Origin of the sequence: Streptomyces sp. NBC_01390 (assembly GCF_045040105.1) — a bacterium.
GTDB lineage: Bacteria > Actinomycetota > Actinomycetes > Streptomycetales > Streptomycetaceae > Streptomyces.
In genome coordinates, this window is sequence record NZ_CP109551.1 from 6,116,307 (window position 1) to 6,134,047 (window position 17,741).

At 70.4% G+C, this 17,741-nt stretch carries 16 protein-coding genes; 14 read left to right on the forward strand and 2 right to left on the reverse strand.

Annotated features, from left to right (window positions below; translation table 11 throughout):
• The first annotated feature begins 291 nt into the window (after window positions 1-291).
• The gene (locus OG241_RS27535) at window positions 292-489 is read left to right on the forward strand and encodes a hypothetical protein (RefSeq protein WP_405818850.1); all 198 of its coding nucleotides are present in this window, start codon (window positions 292-294) and stop codon (window positions 487-489) included.
• Window positions 490-593: 104 nt separating this feature from the next.
• Here the strand turns inward: OG241_RS27535 and OG241_RS27540 are convergent, their stop codons facing one another.
• On the reverse strand, window positions 594-1,226 hold the full coding sequence (locus OG241_RS27540) for a CAP domain-containing protein (protein ID WP_405818852.1): 633 nt from the start codon (window positions 1,224-1,226) through the stop codon (window positions 594-596).
• Window positions 1,227-1,483: 257 nt separating this feature from the next.
• Window positions 1,484-2,839, reverse strand: a complete 1,356-nt coding sequence (locus tag OG241_RS27545; protein WP_405818854.1) for an MFS transporter — start codon at window positions 2,837-2,839, stop codon at window positions 1,484-1,486.
• A gap of 387 nt (window positions 2,840-3,226) precedes the next feature.
• Here OG241_RS27545 and OG241_RS27550 point away from each other — a divergent pair, with 387 nt between their 5' ends.
• The 13 genes from OG241_RS27550 to OG241_RS27610 all read left to right on the forward strand — a co-directional run bounded on the left by OG241_RS27550 (window position 3,227) and on the right by OG241_RS27610 (window position 17,736).
• On the forward strand, window positions 3,227-4,048 hold the full coding sequence (locus OG241_RS27550; protein ID WP_405818856.1) for a 2-amino-3,7-dideoxy-D-threo-hept-6-ulosonate synthase: 822 nt from the start codon (window positions 3,227-3,229) through the stop codon (window positions 4,046-4,048).
• Window positions 4,045-5,289, forward strand: coding sequence for a 3-dehydroquinate synthase II family protein (locus tag OG241_RS27555; protein WP_405818858.1), 1,245 nt, complete (start codon window positions 4,045-4,047; stop codon window positions 5,287-5,289). Before OG241_RS27550 ends, OG241_RS27555 begins: the two co-directional genes overlap by 4 nt.
• Before the next feature lie 6 nt (window positions 5,290-5,295).
• On the forward strand, window positions 5,296-6,684 hold the full coding sequence (locus tag OG241_RS27560) for a class I adenylate-forming enzyme family protein (protein ID WP_405818859.1): 1,389 nt from the start codon (window positions 5,296-5,298) through the stop codon (window positions 6,682-6,684).
• Window positions 6,685-6,809: 125 nt separating this feature from the next.
• Window positions 6,810-7,085 carry an acyl carrier protein gene (locus OG241_RS27565; protein WP_405818861.1) on the forward strand — a complete coding sequence of 92 codons (276 nt, stop codon included), beginning with the start codon at window positions 6,810-6,812 and terminating at the stop codon, window positions 7,083-7,085.
• The gene (locus OG241_RS27570; protein WP_405818863.1) at window positions 7,082-7,390 is read left to right on the forward strand and encodes an acyl carrier protein; all 309 of its coding nucleotides are present in this window, start codon (window positions 7,082-7,084) and stop codon (window positions 7,388-7,390) included. Before OG241_RS27565 ends, OG241_RS27570 begins: the two co-directional genes overlap by 4 nt.
• The gene (locus OG241_RS27575) at window positions 7,380-8,645 is read left to right on the forward strand and encodes a beta-ketoacyl-[acyl-carrier-protein] synthase family protein (RefSeq protein ID WP_405818865.1); all 1,266 of its coding nucleotides are present in this window, start codon (window positions 7,380-7,382) and stop codon (window positions 8,643-8,645) included. Before OG241_RS27570 ends, OG241_RS27575 begins: the two co-directional genes overlap by 11 nt.
• Entirely contained in the window at window positions 8,642-9,391 is a 750-nt protein-coding gene (locus OG241_RS27580; protein WP_405818867.1) for a hypothetical protein, read from the forward strand. The genes OG241_RS27575 and OG241_RS27580 overlap by 4 nt, the downstream gene beginning before the upstream one ends.
• A complete protein-coding gene (locus OG241_RS27585; protein WP_405818869.1) occupies window positions 9,378-11,102 on the forward strand; it encodes a class I adenylate-forming enzyme family protein in 1,725 nt (574 codons plus the stop codon). The genes OG241_RS27580 and OG241_RS27585 overlap by 14 nt, the downstream gene beginning before the upstream one ends.
• A complete protein-coding gene (locus tag OG241_RS27590; protein ID WP_405818871.1) occupies window positions 11,099-11,680 on the forward strand; it encodes a hypothetical protein in 582 nt (193 codons plus the stop codon). Before OG241_RS27585 ends, OG241_RS27590 begins: the two co-directional genes overlap by 4 nt.
• 5 nt (window positions 11,681-11,685) lie before the next feature.
• Window positions 11,686-12,615, forward strand: coding sequence for an NAD-dependent epimerase/dehydratase family protein (locus OG241_RS27595; protein WP_405818873.1), 930 nt, complete (start codon window positions 11,686-11,688; stop codon window positions 12,613-12,615).
• Window positions 12,612-14,705: an FAD/NAD(P)-binding protein gene (locus OG241_RS27600; protein WP_405818875.1), complete on the forward strand. Its 2,094-nt coding sequence runs from the start codon at window positions 12,612-12,614 to the stop codon at window positions 14,703-14,705. Before OG241_RS27595 ends, OG241_RS27600 begins: the two co-directional genes overlap by 4 nt.
• Window positions 14,702-16,159: an adenylosuccinate lyase family protein gene (locus tag OG241_RS27605; RefSeq protein WP_405818877.1), complete on the forward strand. Its 1,458-nt coding sequence runs from the start codon at window positions 14,702-14,704 to the stop codon at window positions 16,157-16,159. Before OG241_RS27600 ends, OG241_RS27605 begins: the two co-directional genes overlap by 4 nt.
• Window positions 16,156-17,736: an MFS transporter gene (locus tag OG241_RS27610; RefSeq protein ID WP_405818878.1), complete on the forward strand. Its 1,581-nt coding sequence runs from the start codon at window positions 16,156-16,158 to the stop codon at window positions 17,734-17,736. The genes OG241_RS27605 and OG241_RS27610 overlap by 4 nt, the downstream gene beginning before the upstream one ends.
• Window positions 17,737-17,741: the final 5 nt, after the last annotated feature.

Below are 17,741 nucleotides of genomic sequence, written 5' to 3' on the forward strand. Positions count from 1 at the left end.
CCCCCGACGGCTCGCGCCCAGAGACGAACGGGGATGGCGTCGGGTTGGAAGAACATCCGGCGTGTTTGCGCCGAGAGACCAGTGAACCTCCCGCGACAAAGTCCCCGCCTCCACCGTTCGGCCAGTTCAGAGGCGGTCCCGCCCTGCGAGGTCCGGCCGTTCGGCCGAGGCGGTGGTGCCCTCGAAGGCGGCAGATTGGTCTGCGAGGCCAGCACGAAAGTGCACGGGGCGACATGGACGGCAGGACAGACAGCAGGACAGGCGGCAGGACGGACGGCAGGGGAGTCGGACATGGCGAACACATCACCGCAGGCATCACGGCAGGCATCGACGCGGGCGTCACCGCAGGTATCAACGCAGGCATCACTGCGCGGGGCGCGGGTGAACCGGCATCTGGCGCGGGTCACGGCGCCGGCGGTGGTCGCACTGGTCGCCGCCCAGTGGCTCTCCTCGGCGGTGGGCGGCGATGCTCACTGGACCGGCCGGTGAGCGGGCCGCCTCCGGTCAGGCGCCGGCGGCCCGGTCACCTCAGATCGACATCGACATGCACATCGGCATCAGGATCGGGATCGGGATCGGGATCGGGATCGGCATCAGCCGAATACCTGCACCCAGGAACCACTGGCGTAGTTAGGGTCGATGTCTCCCGCGTCGTATCCCATGCCGGTCCTGGTGTAGCCGCAGTTGAGAATGTTCGCGCGGTGGCCGGAACTGCTCATCCACCCGTAGGTCCCGTTGTTGACCACGCCGTTCGGGTCGCCCTGGAAACCCATCGCGATGTTCTCGCCGACGCCGCCCCGGGTGTATCCGGCGTCCTTGGCACGGTCGGTGGGGCTCTTTCCGCTCGCCGAGGTGTGCGAGAAGTTGTGGGTCCGCACCATCTCGGCCGCGTAGTCGTGGGCGGCCTTCTGCAGGCTCGTGTCGACCACCAGTGCCGCACAGCCGTTGGCGGTCCGTTGCGCGTTGACGTTGTCGAAGGCCTGCTTCTCCAGCGACGTCATTCCGGTCGTGTCGGCAGGCGCGGCGGGGGTGATCCCGCTCCACTGCTGGTTGCTGCCCCCGTTGCAGGACCACAGGGTGAGTTCGGTGCCGCTTTCGGTCTTTCCGCCGGGGGCATCCAGACATCGCCCGGAATCAGCACCCCGAAGGGCGGCGGTCGAGACGGCGGCCGATGCCGCCGGGGCGGATATCGCGGTCCCGGCGGTCAGCAGCCCCAGTGATGCCATTACAAATCCGTATCGCGCCGACCGGGATTTATAACGGTGAGTAGCCAATCGGGAACTCCTTACCAGTGAGCAAAACGGTGAGCACTTCGCGCCTCACGTCGGCTCACAGTAGAGCACCCGCGGAAACATCGCACCCGCGGTCCGAATTCACCGAAAGGGCACTTTGTTCCTGGTAGTACATTTTCCTGCATCCCTGTAATGCCTTTTGACTACGCACTTTCCGCCAAACGGAAGAAGAGAGAAGGGAGAGGGAAGTGTCAGACGTCGAACTCGTGCTCCCGGGTCTCCGGCAGCGCCAGCAGGCACAGGAGGCTCACCAGGCAGAGGCCGCCGGTGTAGAAGCCGAGGACCAGCGGGGATTCCCAGTGGCTGTTCAGCCAGGTGGCGATGGACGGGGCGAAGCCGCCGCCGAGGGTGTTGGCGAGGATGAAGGCGGCGGAGGCGCCGGTGTAGCGCAGCCGGGCCGGGAACAGTTCCGAGAGGAAGGCCGCCATCGGGGAGAACATCAGCGCGAGGAACATCAGACCGACCGTGTAGGCGCCGGTGATCACCAACCCGTTGCGTGAGCTGAGCGAGGCGTACATCGGCACCGCCCACACCACACTGCCGACGGCTCCGGCCAGCATCAGCGGACGGCGACCGATCCGGTCGGACAGCCTGGCGACCGGAAGGGTGATGGCGATTCCGGCCGCCGCGCCGATGCTCGCGGCGGTGAGCATCGTGTTGCGGGGGATGCCGAGTTCCTTCGGACCGTACGAGAGGCTGTAGACGATCGTCAGGTAGTAGACGGCCGAGCCGCCGATCGCCGCGCCGGTGCCGAGCAGCAGCCGGCGGGGGTACTGCCGGAAAATCGTCCCCAGCGGAAAGCGGGGCGCCGACGGCCAACTTGGCGCCGGTGCCTGCGGCTGGGCCCGCACCGCGGACTTGAAGACCGGGGACTCGGAGACGGTCGTACGCACCCACAGGCCGACCGCGACGAGGACGGTGCTGAGCAGGAACGGGATGCGCCAGGCCCAGTCGGTGAAGCCCTCCATGCCCACGATGTTCATGGTGGGCAGGATGACCGCGGTGGACAGCAGGAAGCCGAGCGAGGGGCCGACGTTCGGGATGGACGCGTACAGCGCGCGGCGGCCGGGCGGCGCGTGTTCGGCGGCGAGGAGCACCGCCCCGCCCCACTCGCCACCCATGCTGACGCCCTGGAGCAGACGGAGTGTCACCAGCAGTACGGGGGCGAGGAGTCCGGCGCTCTCGTAGGTGGGCAGCAGGCCGACGCCGACCGTGGCCACGCCCATCAGCAGCAGCGAGATGACCAGGGCTTGTCTTCGGCCCAGCCGGTCGCCGATCGTGCCGAACAGGACGACACCGAGGGGGCGGGAGACGAAGGCCGCGGCGAAGGTGAGGAACGCGGCCATGGACGAGAGGGTCGCGTTGCCGGAGGGGAAGAAGGCGGGGCCGAGGACGAGCGCGGAGGCGGTGCCGTACACGGCGAAGTCGTAGTACTCGATCGTCGTGCCGACCAGGCTCGCCGCGGCCACCCGCGGGGCCTCGGATTTCGCCGTGGTCGCCGTCGCCGTCGTAGGCAGATCGGCGGTTTTGAGCGGTAATTCAGGCATGGGGGGTCACTTCCAGGTCCTGAGTGGGGAGAGGAGTCACCCTAATCACCGAAATTCAATTTCGACAAGAAGCCCATTCAATAGAGCTTCAAGTGCGGTGACAGGAGGGGCAGAACGCCCCAACGCGCATAGAGTGCACGAACAGTACGCCCAGGCCACGTCAACCCCACGCAACCTGTCAATCCCCTGTCAATATTAATGCCGCAAACCGTATAAAAATTTGTCCACGGTTACACCTTGCCAACCGCCAGTCACACGTGAATGCTCGTGATCGCTTAACTTGAAAGTTTTATAACCATCGATTTTCGGACACGGAGAATCGCAGCAGAATGTCGCGGTTATCGGCTTTCTGGAATGCGACCTCCGGGCTGGGAGGGCTCATTACCCATGCTGAAAACCGGCAAGCAATTACGCTTGAGGAGACTTTCGCTCGCGGGTGACGACCGGCATCTGCTCGTCCCCCTCGACCACAGCGTCTCGGACGGTCCGATCGTCCCTGCCGACAAGTGGGACGACCTGCTGCGGGCGCTCGTCGCCGGTGGCGCCGACGGGATCATCGTCCACAAGGGACGTGCCCGGTCCTTCGCGCCGGACATCCTGAGGAGCTGCGCGCTGGTGGTGCACCTGAGCGCCAGTACCGCCTGCTCCGCCGACGTCCACGCCAAGGTGCTGGTCGCCGACGTCGAGGAGGCGCTGACGCTCGGCGCGGACGCGGTCAGCGTCCATGTGAACATCGGCTCCGACACCGAGGCGCAGCAACTGGCGGACCTCGGGGCGGTGGCCCGTTCCTGCGACGCGTGGGGCATGCCTCTGATCGCGATGGTGTATCCGCGCGGCCCCCGGATCGAGGACCCACGCGATCCGGCCCTTCTCGCCCACCTGGCCAATGTCGCCGCCGACCTGGGCGCGGACCTGGTGAAGACCTCCGTCGCCCTGCCGATCGAGCGCATGGCCGAGGTGGTGGCGAACAGCCCCATCCCCGTCCTCGCGGCCGGCGGTCCACCGGACGGCTCCGACCTCGTCGAGTACGGCACCGCCGTGATGGCCGCCGGCTGCCGGGGCCTGGCCATCGGGCGCCGGATCTTCTCCTCGCCGACGCCTGCCGCACTGGTGTCCCGGCTCTCGGCGGTCGTGCACGGCGGGAACACCGAACTTTCTCATGACATGCGCATGGCTAATTATTCGACGATCGTGGCAGGAGTGGCATGAGGTTCGCATGGATCGACCTGCGTGAAGTCCCCCGTCCGCAGCTCCAGGCGGTGGTGGACGCGGCAATCCACGCCCGGATGGCCGGAGTCGTGGCCGCCGACGCCGAGTTGCTCGGGACCCTGCCCCCGACGGTCACGCGGGTGCTGGTCCCAGCGGGCGGTGGCCCGGTCACGACCGCTGCGAAGAAGCCCGGCGACAAGGAGACGAAGGAAGCGAAGGAGGCGAAGGAGGCGAAGGGCGCGGACAAGGAGGCCAAGTCCCCTGTCGGGACCGGCGGTTCACCGACCGGCACCGGATCCGGATTCGACGTGCTCCTGCGGAAGTTCGGCACCCAGGACGAGCTGGACGCGCTCGCCGCCGAACACCGGGCCGGCACCGGCGGCGCCGGTGGCACGCCCGTCTCCGGGTTCATCGACGTACGGGACGACCGCACCCTGCAACTGTCGTGCGCGGGCGCCATGGTGCTGCCGTACACGGTCATCCACTTCGCCGACCCGACCAAGATCCCCCTGGAGATCGTGCTCGCCGCCGCCGAGTCCGCCGAGGGCCAGCTCGTGACGGTCGTCGACGGCCTGGAGGAGGCGGCCATCGTCTTCGACGTGCTGGAACGCGGCTCGGACGGCATCCTCTTCACGCCCCGCAGCGCCGACGAAGTGTTCGCGCTGGCCCGCCTGTTGGAGGCGACGACACCCCAACTGGAGCTGTCCACGCTGACCGTGGAGAGCATCCGGCACGTCGGACTCGGCGACCGGGTCTGCGTGGACACCTGCTCGCACTTCGAGGAGGACGAGGGCATCCTCGTCGGCTCCTACTCCTCCGGTTTCGTGCTGTGCTGCAGCGAGACCCACCCCCTGCCCTACATGCCGACCAGGCCGTTCCGGGTCAACGCGGGTGCCCTGCACTCGTACACGCTCGGCCCCGACAACCGCACCAGCTACCTCAGCGAGGTCGGCTCGGGCAGCGCGCTCCTCGCCGTCGGCGCCGACGGGCGTACCCGACGGGTCGTCGTCGGGCGGGCGAAACTCGAATCCCGGCCGCTCCTGGAGATCCGTACCCACGCCGAGGACGGCCGGCTGGTCAGCCTGACCGTGCAGGACGACTGGCATGTACGGGTGCTCGGCCCCGGCGGCAAGGTTCTCAACGTCACCGAGCTGCGGACCGGCGACGAGTTGCTCGGCTACCTGGCCGCCGACAAGCGCCATGTGGGGCTGCCCATCGGCGAGTTCTGCAAGGAGGTCTGAGGTCCGATGGGCGAACTCGAATCAGAGCTCACCCCGCTGGTGGGGCGGCTGTTCGACGCGCACGACGACCGCCTGCCGTATCTGACACACCAACAGGAGATGGTCACGCGCGGCGAGTTACGGGAGCGGGTGGCCAAACAGGCCGCCGTCTTCGCCGGGTACGGGATCGGGCCGGGCAGCACCGTGGGGCTGCGGACCCCGCCCAGTTTCACCCAGATCGAGGTGCTGCTCGCCCTGTGGCGGCTCGGCGCGCAGGTGCTGCTCTTCGACTTCCGGCTCAAACCGCCCGAGGTGGCGGCGCTCTGCGCGTCCTGCCGACCGCAGTTCATGGTCAGCGCCGGTTCCAACGTCCGCGCCACGTTCGGCTTCCGCTCCGAGTACGAGGTCGTCACCGAGCGGCGCAGAACCGGTCTGGCGGCCACCACCGGGCACCGCCTCGTCCAGTTCAGCTCGGGCTCCACCGGACGGCCGAAAGTCATCGGCAGGACCGCCCGGTCGCTCGCCGACGAGGTGGACCGGTTCACCGGCGTCCCGGACATGCCCGTCGAGGGCGACAGGCTGCTGCTGCTCAGTTCGACGGCGCACAGTTTCGGCCTGATCGGCGGCCTGCTGTACTCCCTCGCCGCCGGCGTCTCCGTCGTCTTCGCGCCCCGCGTGTCCGCCCGCGACATCCTGCGGACCGCGCTGGAGCACCGGATCACCGCCCTGTTCGGTGTACCGACACACTTCGAACTGCTCGCCTCCGCCACCGACCACCTCGCGCTGCCCGACCTGCGGCTCGCGGTGTCGGGCGGCGAGATCATGCCCCCGCAGGTCGCGGCCGGCTTCGCGCGGCTGTACGGCGTCGAGGTCGGCGAGGCGTACGGGACCACCGAGACCGGCATCGTCGCCATCGACGTCGGCGGCACGCTGCGCCCCTCGGTCGGCCGGGCGGCGCCGGGTGTCTCGATCCGCGTGGCACGGGGCGAACTGGACGTCGCCCTCGACGAGTCGCCGTACCTCTTCGACTCGGGTGGCACCCAGTACACGGACGGCTGGCTGCACACCCGGGACCGGGCCACGCTGGACGCCACCGGCGCGGTACTGGTGCGGGGGCGCACCGACTCCCTCGTCGTCGTCGGCGGCCTCAAGGTCGACCTCACCGAGGTGGAGAACGTACTCCGCGAGCACCCGGCCGTCGAACAGGCGGTCCTGGTCCACGAGGACGTGACCGAGGCGTACGTCGCGGTCACGGCCGGCGTCGAACGCCCTTCCCCCGAGGAGCTGTTGCGCTGGTGCCGGGAGCGGCTGGCCGACTACAAGGTGCCCCGGGTGATCCGGCTGCTGGACGCACTGCCGCGCACGTCCAACGGCAAGTTGGTGCGACAGGCGGCGACGTTGCGCTCCGCTGGGTAGGGCGGGGTCGGGCCGGGTGTCGCCGGTTGTCCTTTGTCCTTTGGCCGCGGGTCCGTTGTGGCTTGTCGCGCAGTTCCTCGCGCCCCTATTAAGGGCGCTCTACTCCCCCACTGGAGAAAGTGATCATGAGTACGTCGACCCTGGAAGACGAGATCCGCGAGTTCGTTCTGACGTCGGTCATCGACGAGATGAACATCCTGCTGAGCCGCGACGGCATCACGGACGACAGCCCGGTGACCGTCGGCGGGCTGGATGTCGACTCCCTGAGCCTGATCGAACTCACCCTGCGCCTGGAGTCCCGGTTCGGTGTGGAGATCCCCGACACCGACATCGAACCCCTGGCCACCCTGACCCTCGGCGGGCTCGTCGCCGAGGTCGTCCGACGCGGTGCGAAGGCATGAGTACGAGCACGGGGGCCTCCGGCATCGACACCGACTCCGTACGGGAGCTGCTGTCGGACCGCAAGGTCTTCCCGGGGCTGCCCGACGACCTCGGGGCGGATGCCGAACTGGTCCTGGACTCCCTCGGGTTGGTGTGGCTGCTGCATGTGGTGGAGGAGCGGTACGGCCTGGTCGTCGAGCCCACCGACGACGACATCGCCGGGCTGACCACGCTGCGGCGGCTCACCGAGTATCTGCGCGCCGAACACCTGCGTACCGAATACCCGCGTACCGCCCGGAAGGGGGGCGCCCGGGATGACGCGTGAAGTGACGGTGACCGGATACGGGGTGCAGACCGCGTTCGGTGAGGGTGCGGAGGCGTTGCGGCGCGGGGTGTTCGCGGGGGTGCCGGCGTTCCGGCCCACGACACGGTTCGACACCGGGCCGTATCGGACGGCGGTTGCCGCTGCCGCGCCCGACGGGGCGGAGGCGGTCGAGGGGTGGGCGTTGCGGGACGCGCTCGGCCTGTGCGGGGGCGCTGCGCTGGCTATGGCTGGGCTCGGGGCGGGTACGGAGGCCGCCGTGATTCTGGGGGTGGCTGGGGATCATCGGAGCGTCACCCGGTATTGGCGGGGCGCCGGGGATTCTGTGCCAGTCGCTCCGGGGGGATCGCCGTATGAAGGGCGCGGGTCCGTTGTGGCTGGTCGCGCAGTTCCCCGCGCCCCTGGAGGGGCCCTGCCGGGCCCTCCGTTGACAGGATTCGCCGATGCCGTGCCCGCTCGGCTCGCTGAACTGCTGGGCGGGGAGCTGGGGTTGGTCGGACCTCGGCTCACCTTTACCAATGCCTGTGTCGCGTCCGCTGCCGCGATTGTCCATGCCTGCCGGCTGATCTCCTCCGGGCGGATCGAGGTCGCCGTCTGTGCGGGCGGGTATCTGGTCGAGGAGGAGACCTTCGGCAAGTTCGACTCCGGACGGGCCTTGTCGCGGGACGGCATGGTGCGGCCGTTCAGTGCCGATCGGACCGGGCTGCTGCTGGGCGACGGGGTCGCGGCCGTCGTACTGGAGTCCGCCGAGCACGCCCGGCGGCGCGGTGCCCGGCCGCTCGCGTCGGTCGTCGGATGGGGCGCCGCCACCGACGCCCACCACATCGCCCAGCCGCACCCGGAGGGCGCCGGCCTCGCCCGGGCCGCACAACAGGCGTTGCGGCGGGCCGGGGACCCGGACGGAGTGACCCTCGACTACGTCAACGCCCATGGCACCGGCACCAAGTACAACGACGGCGCCGAGACCAGGGGCCTGCGCGCAGCCTTCCCGAAGCACGCCGAGTCGATACCGGTCAGCTCGACCAAGTCCACCACCGGCCACCTCCTGGAAGCCGCGGGTGTCGTGGAGTTCGTGATCACGATGCTGGCCCTGCTGAACGGCGTACTCCCGCCGACCGCCGGCTACGGCAGCCCCGACCCGGAGTGCGACCTCGACTACGTGCCGAACGACCCGCGCCCCGCCGACGTGCGCCGGGCCCTCACCATCAACGCCGCCTTCGGTGGCGCCAACACCGCACTCGTCCTGGAGCGGCCGTGACCCCGACCGACGAGACCCACCTCACGGACCAGCGCTCCTACCTGTCGGTCCTGGCCGCCGCCACGGCTACCCACGACACCGGTCGGGACGACGACATCGCCCTCCCGAAGCTGCCCGGCTTCGTGGAGTCGGCGTTCAGTCCGCTGGCGTACGAGGTCGGCAGCAGGTGTCTGACCGCGCGCTCCGGGGACGGCGACCGTACCGCCGTGGCGCTGGCCAGCCTGATGGGTGACACCACCACCGCGGACCTGGCCAGCCGGCGCATGGTGTCCGGGCGGGTCCACAACCCGCTGCTGTTCATGCAGGCCACCGCCAACTCCGTGCTGGGGCACATGAGTCGGGAGTTCGGGATCACGGGCCAGATGCTCAGCCTCTCCACGCTCGACGACCCACTGACCGAACTCCTCGCCATGGCCGACCTGTTGCTGGAGGAACCGGAACTCGACCGGGTCCTGGTGCTCGCCGTGGAACTCGGCGGCGGCGAACGCGTGGCCGCCGTCCACCGCGAACTGGCAGCGGACAGCGGGCGCCCGGTCCCAGCCCTCCCCGCATCGGCGGGCCTGGCGGCGGCGGTACTCCTCGGCCGACCGGACGACGGGCCGGCGGGGGCGCAGGGGTCGATCAGGCCAACCCAGACCGCCCGGTCGGCTCAGCAACTCGGAAGCATCCAGAGCCTGTTCGAACTGGCCACCGCCCACGCCGAACCAAGTACCGAGACGGAGACGCACACCCATGCTCATCAGTAGGCAGGAGCGGGCCCGGATCTGCTCCGACACCGAACTGGGCGCCGGTAACATCCTGGCCCGGCTGGCGGCGTACGACCGTCCACGCGACGAGGTCGTTCTTCGGACCGACGGCAACTGGCGTGCACCGGACGGCAGTTACCCCACCCACCTCACGCTCGGGGAGTTGCAGGAGGCCGTCGAGACCTACGCGGGCTGGTATGTCGCCCAGGGTGTTCGCCCCCGCGACCCGGTAGCCCTCCACTCCCACTCCAGCGCCGAGTTCGCGGTGAACTTCCTGGCGCTGACCTCGCTCGGCGCGATCCCCTCGTTCGTCAACGGCAACCTGCCGCCCGACATCGCGCGGGAGTACGTACGACGGCAGGGCGCAGTAGGCGCCTTCACGGACCCCGAGCACCACGACGTACTGGCGCAACAGTCCGTGGCGGAGTCGGCGTCCTCGGCCCCCGGAGGTCTCCGCTTCTGCGCGACCGCCGCCGACATCCGCCCCGAACACCGGGCCTCACTCCCGGCCTCGCACCCCTACCGTCACGACCCCTCCGACCCGGTGCTCATCTCGCACTCGTCCGGAACCACCGGTATGCCCAAGGGCGTTCCGCACACCCACCGGACGCTGATGTACGCGCAACTGCACCGCCTGCGCTACTCCACCGGCACCGACATGGAACGCACCCTGGTCGGGCTGCCGGGCGCCCACAACGCGATGGTCGCCACGCTGCTCTACTGCCTCCTCCTGCGCACCGACATCAAGCTCCTCTCCAGCCAGCGCGGCACCGAAGTGCTCGACGCCATCGAGGAGTTCAGGCCCACCACAGTGCTGGCCTTCGCCGGGACCTTCGGCGAGATGGCCGCCGAGGACCTCTCGGCCCGCGACCTGTCCAGCGTGCAGGTGTGGTTCAACACCGGGGACGCGGCCCACGAGGCACACATCCGGGCCCTCGTGCGGCACGGCAGCCACCAGACGATCGGCAAGGACCTGCGGCGCACCCGCGTCGACGGCTCCGTCTTCGTCGACGGGCTCGGCTCCTCCGAGGCCGGCTACTCCGTCTTCCACAACCGGCACACCAAGGACACCTCGGCCTATTCGCGCTGCGTCGGCAGGCCGATCAGCTTCGCCGAGGCCGCCGTACTCGCCGAGGACGGCACCCCGCTGCCGCCCGGCGAGATCGGCCGCCTCGGCCTCAAGTCGCCTACCCTCACGCCCGGTTACTGGAACGACTCGCTGACCTGGAACCGTATGCGCCTCGGCGGCTACTGGCTCACCGGCGACCTCGCCCACCAGGACGAGAACGGCAACTTCTACCACCTCGACCGCGCCCCCGACGCCATCCGCACCCCCGCCGGGGTCGTCTTCAGTACCCGCACCGAGGAACTCCTGCTCCGCGAGCTGCCCGAACTGGCGGACTGCACAGTCGTCGGAGTCGCCGACAACGGCGTACGCGCGGACTGGGACGGCGACGGATTGGCACACGCCTACGCACTACTCCAACTCGCCGACGCGTACTTGCCCGAAGGGGACTTGTCCGACGGCGAGTTGAGCGACCGGGAGCTGACCGACCGGGTCAACACAGCCCTCGAGTCAGCCGGGTTCCCCCCTGTCTCGCGCGCCCTGCGCATGAAGCCCGACGACGTCGCCAAGGGCGCCACCGGCAAGGTGCTGAAACGAGTGATGCGCGACCGCTTCGCCGCTGCCATGGTCGAGGAGCAGCGATGAGCACCGGCGCCGAGGGCGTCAACCACCGCGCCCGGGCGAGCGAGGCGTACCGGTTGTGGTGGCAGCACGACGCCAACTGGTACCAGGGGGTGGCGAGCCGGTTCGGGCAGGAGGCCGCGAACGAGCTCAACGCAGAGGCACTGCGCAAGGTCGCCACCCACGTCGGACAACGCGTCGGCCGCCTCTCCGGCCCACTCCCCGACACCGGCGACACCCGCAAGGACCTGGAGGAACTGCGCCGCCGGTACGACGACTGCGGCGACCGGATGTTCCCACCGGAACTGCGCAACGCCTCCACGGAGGTCGAGGAAGTGGCCGAAGAGGACGGTCTGATCGTCCTCACCCTGCGCCGGAGCTTCGCCGTCACCATGGTGCGGATGGCCGGTTCACTGGACGGCTACCAGTGTCCGTGCACCGACATCCACGCGGGCTGGTCCGAAGGCCTCGGCGTCACCCTGACCGAGAACCGCGCCGAGACCTGCCTGCGCGACGGCGACAAGGCGTGCCGTCTGCTGATGCGCGTACGCACCCCCCTTACTCACCCAACTCCCCTTACTCACGACGGTACGGAGGACTGAGCACCGTGCGGATACTTGTCGCCGGAGCCACCGGAGTGGTCGGACATCCGCTGGTGGCCGCGCTACGGGCACGGGGTCACCAAGTGAGCGCGCTGGTACGGGAGGAGTCCCGGTCCCGCGCCCCGGAGGCCGACGCGATCGTGGTCGCCGACGCCCTCGACCGGGAAGCGCTCCTGGCCGCCGTGACGGACGTACGCCCTGAGGTGGTCGTCCATCAGCTGTCGGCGCTGCGGCTGTTGCGCGACGACCCGCCGGAGGCCTTCGCGCAGACCGCCCGGCTGCGCACCGAGGGCACCGCCAATCTGATCGCGGCGGCTCGTGCGGCCGGTGCCGGGCGGCTGGTCGCGCAGTCCATCGCCTTCGCCGCCGCGCCGACCGGAGACACGGTCGTCGACGAGGCGGCCCCCCTGTACGTGGACGCCCCGGACCCGGGTTGGGCGGCCACCGTGCGGGCGGTCTCCGAACTGGAGGCTCAAGTACTGGAGTCGCCCGCGGAGTTGAGCGGGCTGGTGCTGCGCTACGGGACGCTGTACGGCCCCGGCACCGCGTACGCCCGTACCGGCGGCGGGACCGCGGGGCGGGTGCTGGCCGGGAAGTTCCCGCTGCCCGAGGGCAGGGCCGGGATCACCTCGTTCCTGCATGTGGAGGACGCCGTGGGGGCGGCGGTGGCGGCCGTGGAGTCGGAGGTCACCGGCGCCTTCCACATCACGGACGACGAACCGGCCCCGGCCGCACAGTGGTTGCCCCATTTCGCCCGCGCGCTGGACGCCCCGCCGCCGCGCACGATCCCGGCGACGATGGCACCCCGGCTGCTCGGCTGGTTCATGGCCCACCAGCTCACGTCGGCGTCCGGCGCGTCCAACTCCCGTGCACGTACGGAACTTGGCTGGAAGCCGCTGCGGCCGAGCTGGCGCGACGGGCTGGGCCAGGAATGACCGAACCCCGACCCGCGTACCAACCAGAGCCCGAGGTCGAGCCCGAGCCCGAGGTCCGGCCCGACTCGGGTAACTCCCGTGACGCTCTCACAGTGTGCGTCATCGGCGCCGGTCCGCGCGGGCTCTCGGTGCTGGAGCGGCTCTGTGCGAACGCGCCTCAGGCCCGTCGCCCGGTCGTGGTGCATCTCGTCGACCCGTACCCACCCGGCCCGGGCGCGGTGTGGCGCACCGACCAGCCGGCCGAGCTGCTGATGAACACCGTCGCCTCCCAGGTGACCCTGTTCACCGACGACAGCGTGCCGTGCGCGGGCCCGGCGATACCGGGCCCGAGTCTCTACGAGTGGGCGCTCACCCTGGGACCCGAGGCGTACCCGGCCCGGGTCCTGGCGGAGGCACGGCGGCTCGGCCCGGACACCTACCCGACCCGTGCCTTCCACGGCCACTACCTGGAGTGGGTCTTCCAGCACCTCGTGCACACCGCCCCGCCCGGGTTCACGGTCCACACCCACCGGACGACAGCCACCGAGCTGGCCGATGCCCCGGACAGCACCCAGACGGTGACCCTGGCGGACGGCGAACGGCTCACCGGCCTGGACGCGGTCGTACTGGCCCTGGGCCACGGCCAGTCCACCCCGACCGGGGAGGAACGGGAACTGCGCTCCTTCGCAGCCCGCCACGCACCCACCCGTGCCGGCTCCGGCGTGACCTACGTGGGCCCCGCGAACCCGGCCGACGCCGATCTCAGCGCCCTGGGTCCCGGCACACCGGTCGCTCTGCGCGGACTCGGGCTGAACTTCTTCGACCAGCTGGCCCTGCTCACCGAGGGCCGCGGCGGCACCTTCAAGCAAGGCCACCAGGGCCACCCGGGCGGTCAAGGCAGCGGGCTCGTGTACATCCCGAGCGGCAACGAGCCGTTGCTGTACGCCGGTTCGCGGCGCGGAGTGCCGTACCACGCGCGCGGCGAGAACGAGAAGGGCGCGCTCGGCCGCCACCATCCCCGTTTCCTGACCCCGGAGGTCATCGCCGGACTACGGAGACGTCCCGTCGGTTTCCGTGCGGATATCTGGCCCCTTATCGACCGCGAGGTCCGGACCGTCTACTACGAGGCGTGGATCCGGGCCGCCCAAGGCCCCTGGGCGGCGGCGGAGTTCGTACGGTCCTGCTTCGCGGGCCGCGAGCCCGAGCCGGTCCTGCTCGACCGGTTCGACGTACCCCCGGACGAGCGCTGGGACTGGCGACGCGTTGAACGCCCGTACGGGGACCGACATTTCACGTCCCGCGTCGACTTCCGGCGCTGGCTGCTGGGGTATCTGCGCCAGGACGTCGCCGCCGCCCGCCTCGGCAATGTGAACGGCCCGCTGAAGGCGGCGCTGGACGCCCTGCGTGACCTGCGCAACGAGGTCCGGCTGGTGGTCGATCACGGCGGAGTCGTCGGCGAGTCGTACCGGGCCGAACTGGACGGCTGGTACACGCCGTTGAACGCGTTCACGTCGATCGGCCCGCCCGCGTTCCGCATCGAGCAGCTGATCGCGCTGATCGAGGCCGAGGTGCTGCACGTGGTCGGTCCGGGGATGCGGATACGTCCGACGGGTGACGCGGGCGACCTTGGCGAGGCCGGTTTCCTCGTGGACGCGGAGGGGGTGTCCCAGGCGCCGGTGCTGGTGAGGGCGCTGGTCGAGGCACGGCTGCCCGACATCGACCTGCGGCGCAGCACCAGTCCGCTGCTGCGGGGGCTGCTGGCGGAGGGAGGATGCGTCCCGTACCGGCCGGGCGGCCACAACCCGCACGAGGCAGACAGACCGCATGAGACGGGCGGGATGGCGGTGACCGGCGGTGCGCCCCGGCTGCTGGACGCGTCCGGACGCCCGCACCCGCGCCGGTTCGCCTTCGGGGTGCCGACGGAGGGGGTGCGCTGGGTGACGGCGGTCGGCATCAGACCGGGCGTGGGCTCGGTGACGCTGGAGGACTCGGACGCCATCGCACGGGCGGTGCTGGGCCTGGAGTGGGCCGGGACATCCAAGACGTTCCAACTGCCCGCGGTAAAAGCCGGGTTGCTCGCACCTCAGATCTCAGGCGCAGGGAGTGGATGAGCATGAACGCGAGAATGGACCCTGCGTCCGCCGGCACCGACGCGGGGCTGCTCGCGCCCACCTGGGCGGGTACGCCCGCGGCGGCGGAGGTCACCGACGAGGCCTGGCTGCAGGCCATGCTGGACGTGGAAGTGGCCCTGGCGCAGGCCCAGTTCGCGGTGGGGCTGACACCCGCCGCAGCGGTGGCGGCGATCGCCTCGGAGGCCCACGCGGACCACTTCGACCTGGTAGCCCTGGCGTACACGGCCCGGGCCGCCGCCAACCCGGTGGTCGCGCTGGTCCCGGCCCTGACCGAGGCGGTCGCCGCCAAGGACCCGGCCGCCGCCGAGTACGTGCACCGGGGTTCGACCAGCCAGGACATCCTTGACTCGGCCGCGATGCTGATCGCCCGCCGCGTACTCACCCTGATCACCACCGACCTCGAACGCACCGCCAACGCCCTGGCCGCACTCGCCGACACCCACCGCCACACCGTCCTGGCGGGCCGCACCCTGGCCCAGCACGCGGTCCCCACGACCTTCGGCCTGAAGGCGGCGGGCTGGCTCCAGCTGGTCATGGACGCCCTGACCCGAGTACGCGCGGTGGCGTCGGCCCTCCCCGCCCAACTGGGCGGCGCTGCAGGCACTTTGGCGGCGTACCGCGAGTACGCAACCCTGGACGGCGGTCCGGAACGAGCTTCGCAGGGCGGAGTCGAGCTGCTGGCCCCGTTCGCGAAGGCGCTGGGCCTGGCGGAGCCGACGCTGCCGTGGCACGTCGTACGCACGCCGATCGCCGAGCTGGGCGCGGTACTTCAGCTGGTCACCGGGGCGCTCGGCAAGTTCGCACTCGACGTGCGGACCATGTCCCGTACGGAGCTCGGCGAGGTCTCCGAACCGGCGGCGGAGGGACGGGGCTCCTCGTCCGCGATGCCGCAGAAACGCAATCCCGCACTCGCCACCCTGATCGTGTCAGCAGCGCGTCAAGTCCCGTCGTACGCACTGGTGTTGGCCCAGTGTCTGCTGGCGGAGGACGAGCGCCCGGCCGGGGAGTGGCATGCCGAGTGGCAGCCGTTGCGGGAGGCACTGCGGCTGGCGGGCGGCGCGGCGCACACGGCGGTGGAGCTGGCCGAGGGCCTGATGGTTCACCCGGACCGCATGCTGGCCAACCTCGAACTGACCGGCGGTGCCGTCGTCACCGAGCGCCTGGCCGTGGCACTGGCCCCGGTGCTCGGCAAGGCCCGGGCGAAGAAGCTCCTGTCGACGGCCTCGTCCGAGTCGGCCGCCACAGGCCGCCCCCTCACCGAGCTACTCATAGAACTCCTCCCTCCCGAACCGGAGTTGGCGGCCGGTTTCACCTCCTCTCAGCTGTCGGACCTGCTCGACCCGACCCACTACACGGGCGCGGCGGACGCGCTGATCGACCGAGTACTGCGTACCTACGAGGGCAACGGAGGCGTCGTCCGATGGGCGAAGTGAGAACGAGCGATATGAGCGACGCGGGCGGTCCGGGTGCCGTAGGCGCTCCCGGCGCCACGGAGAAGGCCGCTCGACGACCCTCGTGGCACGTTCTCCTGGTCGTGGTCTGCGCGCAGATGCTGATCTGGCTGGACACCTCGGTCCTCAACGTCGCCGTCACCACCCTGGCGGACCCGGCGGACGGACTGGGCGCGAGCCCGGCCGAGTTGGAGTGGGTGGCGAGCGCCTACACCCTCGTCTTCGCCGGCGCCCTGTTCGCGGGCGGCGCGCTGGCGGACCGCTTCGGCCCCCGGACCACGCTCCTCGCGGGCCTGGCACTGTTCGGCGTGGCCTCGGGAGCCGGCGCCTTCGTCTCGTCGCCCGGCTGGCTGATCGTGGCGCGGGCCGTGATGGGCGCGGGCAGCGCGCTGCTGATGCCGGCGACGCTGTCGGTGATCGTGCAGAGCACCCCGGAGGAGAAGCGCACCCGGGCCATCGCGATCTGGAGCTCGTCCAGCGGGCTCGGGGTGGCCGTGGGCCCGGTGGTGGGCGGGGCGCTGCTCAGCAACTTCTGGTGGGGCTCGGTGTTCCTCGTCAACGTACCGATCGTCGCGCTGTGCATGGCCGGAGTGGCGGCGGTCGTACCGGAGTTGAAGGGGCCGAGGCGCAGACAGCTGGACCTGCCGGGCATGGCTCTGTCGGTCGCCGGCCTCGGCGGGGTCGTGTTCGGGATCATCGAACTGGGCAACGGCCAGGCCTGGTACGGCCCTCACGTCCTCCTCCCCCTCCTCCTGGGCGGCGCACTGCTGGCCGCGTTCGTCGCAGCCCAGCGCAGGTCGCCCGCGCCCAGCCTGGACGTACGACTGTTCCGGCAACCCGGGTTCGCGGCCGGGAGCGTGGTCCTGCTGATCGCCTTCATGGCACTGGCCGGTCACCTCTTCTACGCGGCCTTCTACCTCCAGGGCCCCCGTGGCCTCTCCCCCTCCGACGCCGGCCTGGTGATGATCGCCGCCGCGATCGGCATCGTCCTGGGCAGCCAGGCGTCCCCGGCGATGAGCCGCCGCCTGACGGCCCGCTGGACGGTGGCGGCGGGAGTCATGGCCACGGCGATCACGTACATCGCGTACGCGTGGCTGGACGGCGGAACGCCGCTCTGGTTCATCGCCGCGCTGCTGTGGATCCAGGGCTTCGGCATGGGCCTGGTCGGTACGCCGGTCACGGCCGTGATGATGAGCGGGGTGCCACCCCAACTCGCGGGCGCAGGCTCGGCCGTCAACAGCGTCACACGTCAGGTGGGCGGCACGCTGGGGGTGGCGATGGCGGGTTCGATCCTGTCCGGGGTGTACCGGGCGCGAATGTCGGACGCGCAACTCCCTCTGGATGACGGACTGTTGTCACCAGCCGCTGCGGAACAGGCCCGCACCTCCGCCGAATCGGCCCGCGCGCTGGCCGAATCCCTCCACCTACCGGAACTGGCGACGACGGCCGACCGGGCCTTCCTGGACGCGATGTACGCCGCCACCCTCTCCATCGCCGCCCTGGCCCTGATCGGCTTCGCGGTGTCGGTGACGGGCCTGCGCACCCGGACCAGGAAATAACGATG

Coding starts and splice junctions, on each gene's coding strand:
- OG241_RS27570 (WP_405818863.1), top strand. CDS start 7,082: ATGAGTACGAGCACGGGGGCCTCCGGCATCGACACCGACTCCGTACGG.
- OG241_RS27600 (WP_405818875.1), top strand. CDS start 12,612: ATGACCGAACCCCGACCCGCGTACCAACCAGAGCCCGAGGTCGAGCCC.
- OG241_RS27560 (WP_405818859.1), top strand. CDS start 5,296: ATGGGCGAACTCGAATCAGAGCTCACCCCGCTGGTGGGGCGGCTGTTC.
- OG241_RS27575 (WP_405818865.1), top strand. CDS start 7,380: ATGACGCGTGAAGTGACGGTGACCGGATACGGGGTGCAGACCGCGTTC.
- OG241_RS27540 (WP_405818852.1), bottom strand. CDS start 1,226: ATGGCATCACTGGGGCTGCTGACCGCCGGGACCGCGATATCCGCCCCG.
- OG241_RS27590 (WP_405818871.1), top strand. CDS start 11,099: ATGAGCACCGGCGCCGAGGGCGTCAACCACCGCGCCCGGGCGAGCGAG.
- OG241_RS27535 (WP_405818850.1), top strand. CDS start 292: ATGGCGAACACATCACCGCAGGCATCACGGCAGGCATCGACGCGGGCG.
- OG241_RS27555 (WP_405818858.1), top strand. CDS start 4,045: ATGAGGTTCGCATGGATCGACCTGCGTGAAGTCCCCCGTCCGCAGCTC.
- OG241_RS27545 (WP_405818854.1), bottom strand. CDS start 2,839: ATGCCTGAATTACCGCTCAAAACCGCCGATCTGCCTACGACGGCGACG.
- OG241_RS27565 (WP_405818861.1), top strand. CDS start 6,810: ATGAGTACGTCGACCCTGGAAGACGAGATCCGCGAGTTCGTTCTGACG.
- OG241_RS27585 (WP_405818869.1), top strand. CDS start 9,378: ATGCTCATCAGTAGGCAGGAGCGGGCCCGGATCTGCTCCGACACCGAA.
- OG241_RS27550 (WP_405818856.1), top strand. CDS start 3,227: ATGCTGAAAACCGGCAAGCAATTACGCTTGAGGAGACTTTCGCTCGCG.
- OG241_RS27605 (WP_405818877.1), top strand. CDS start 14,702: ATGAGCATGAACGCGAGAATGGACCCTGCGTCCGCCGGCACCGACGCG.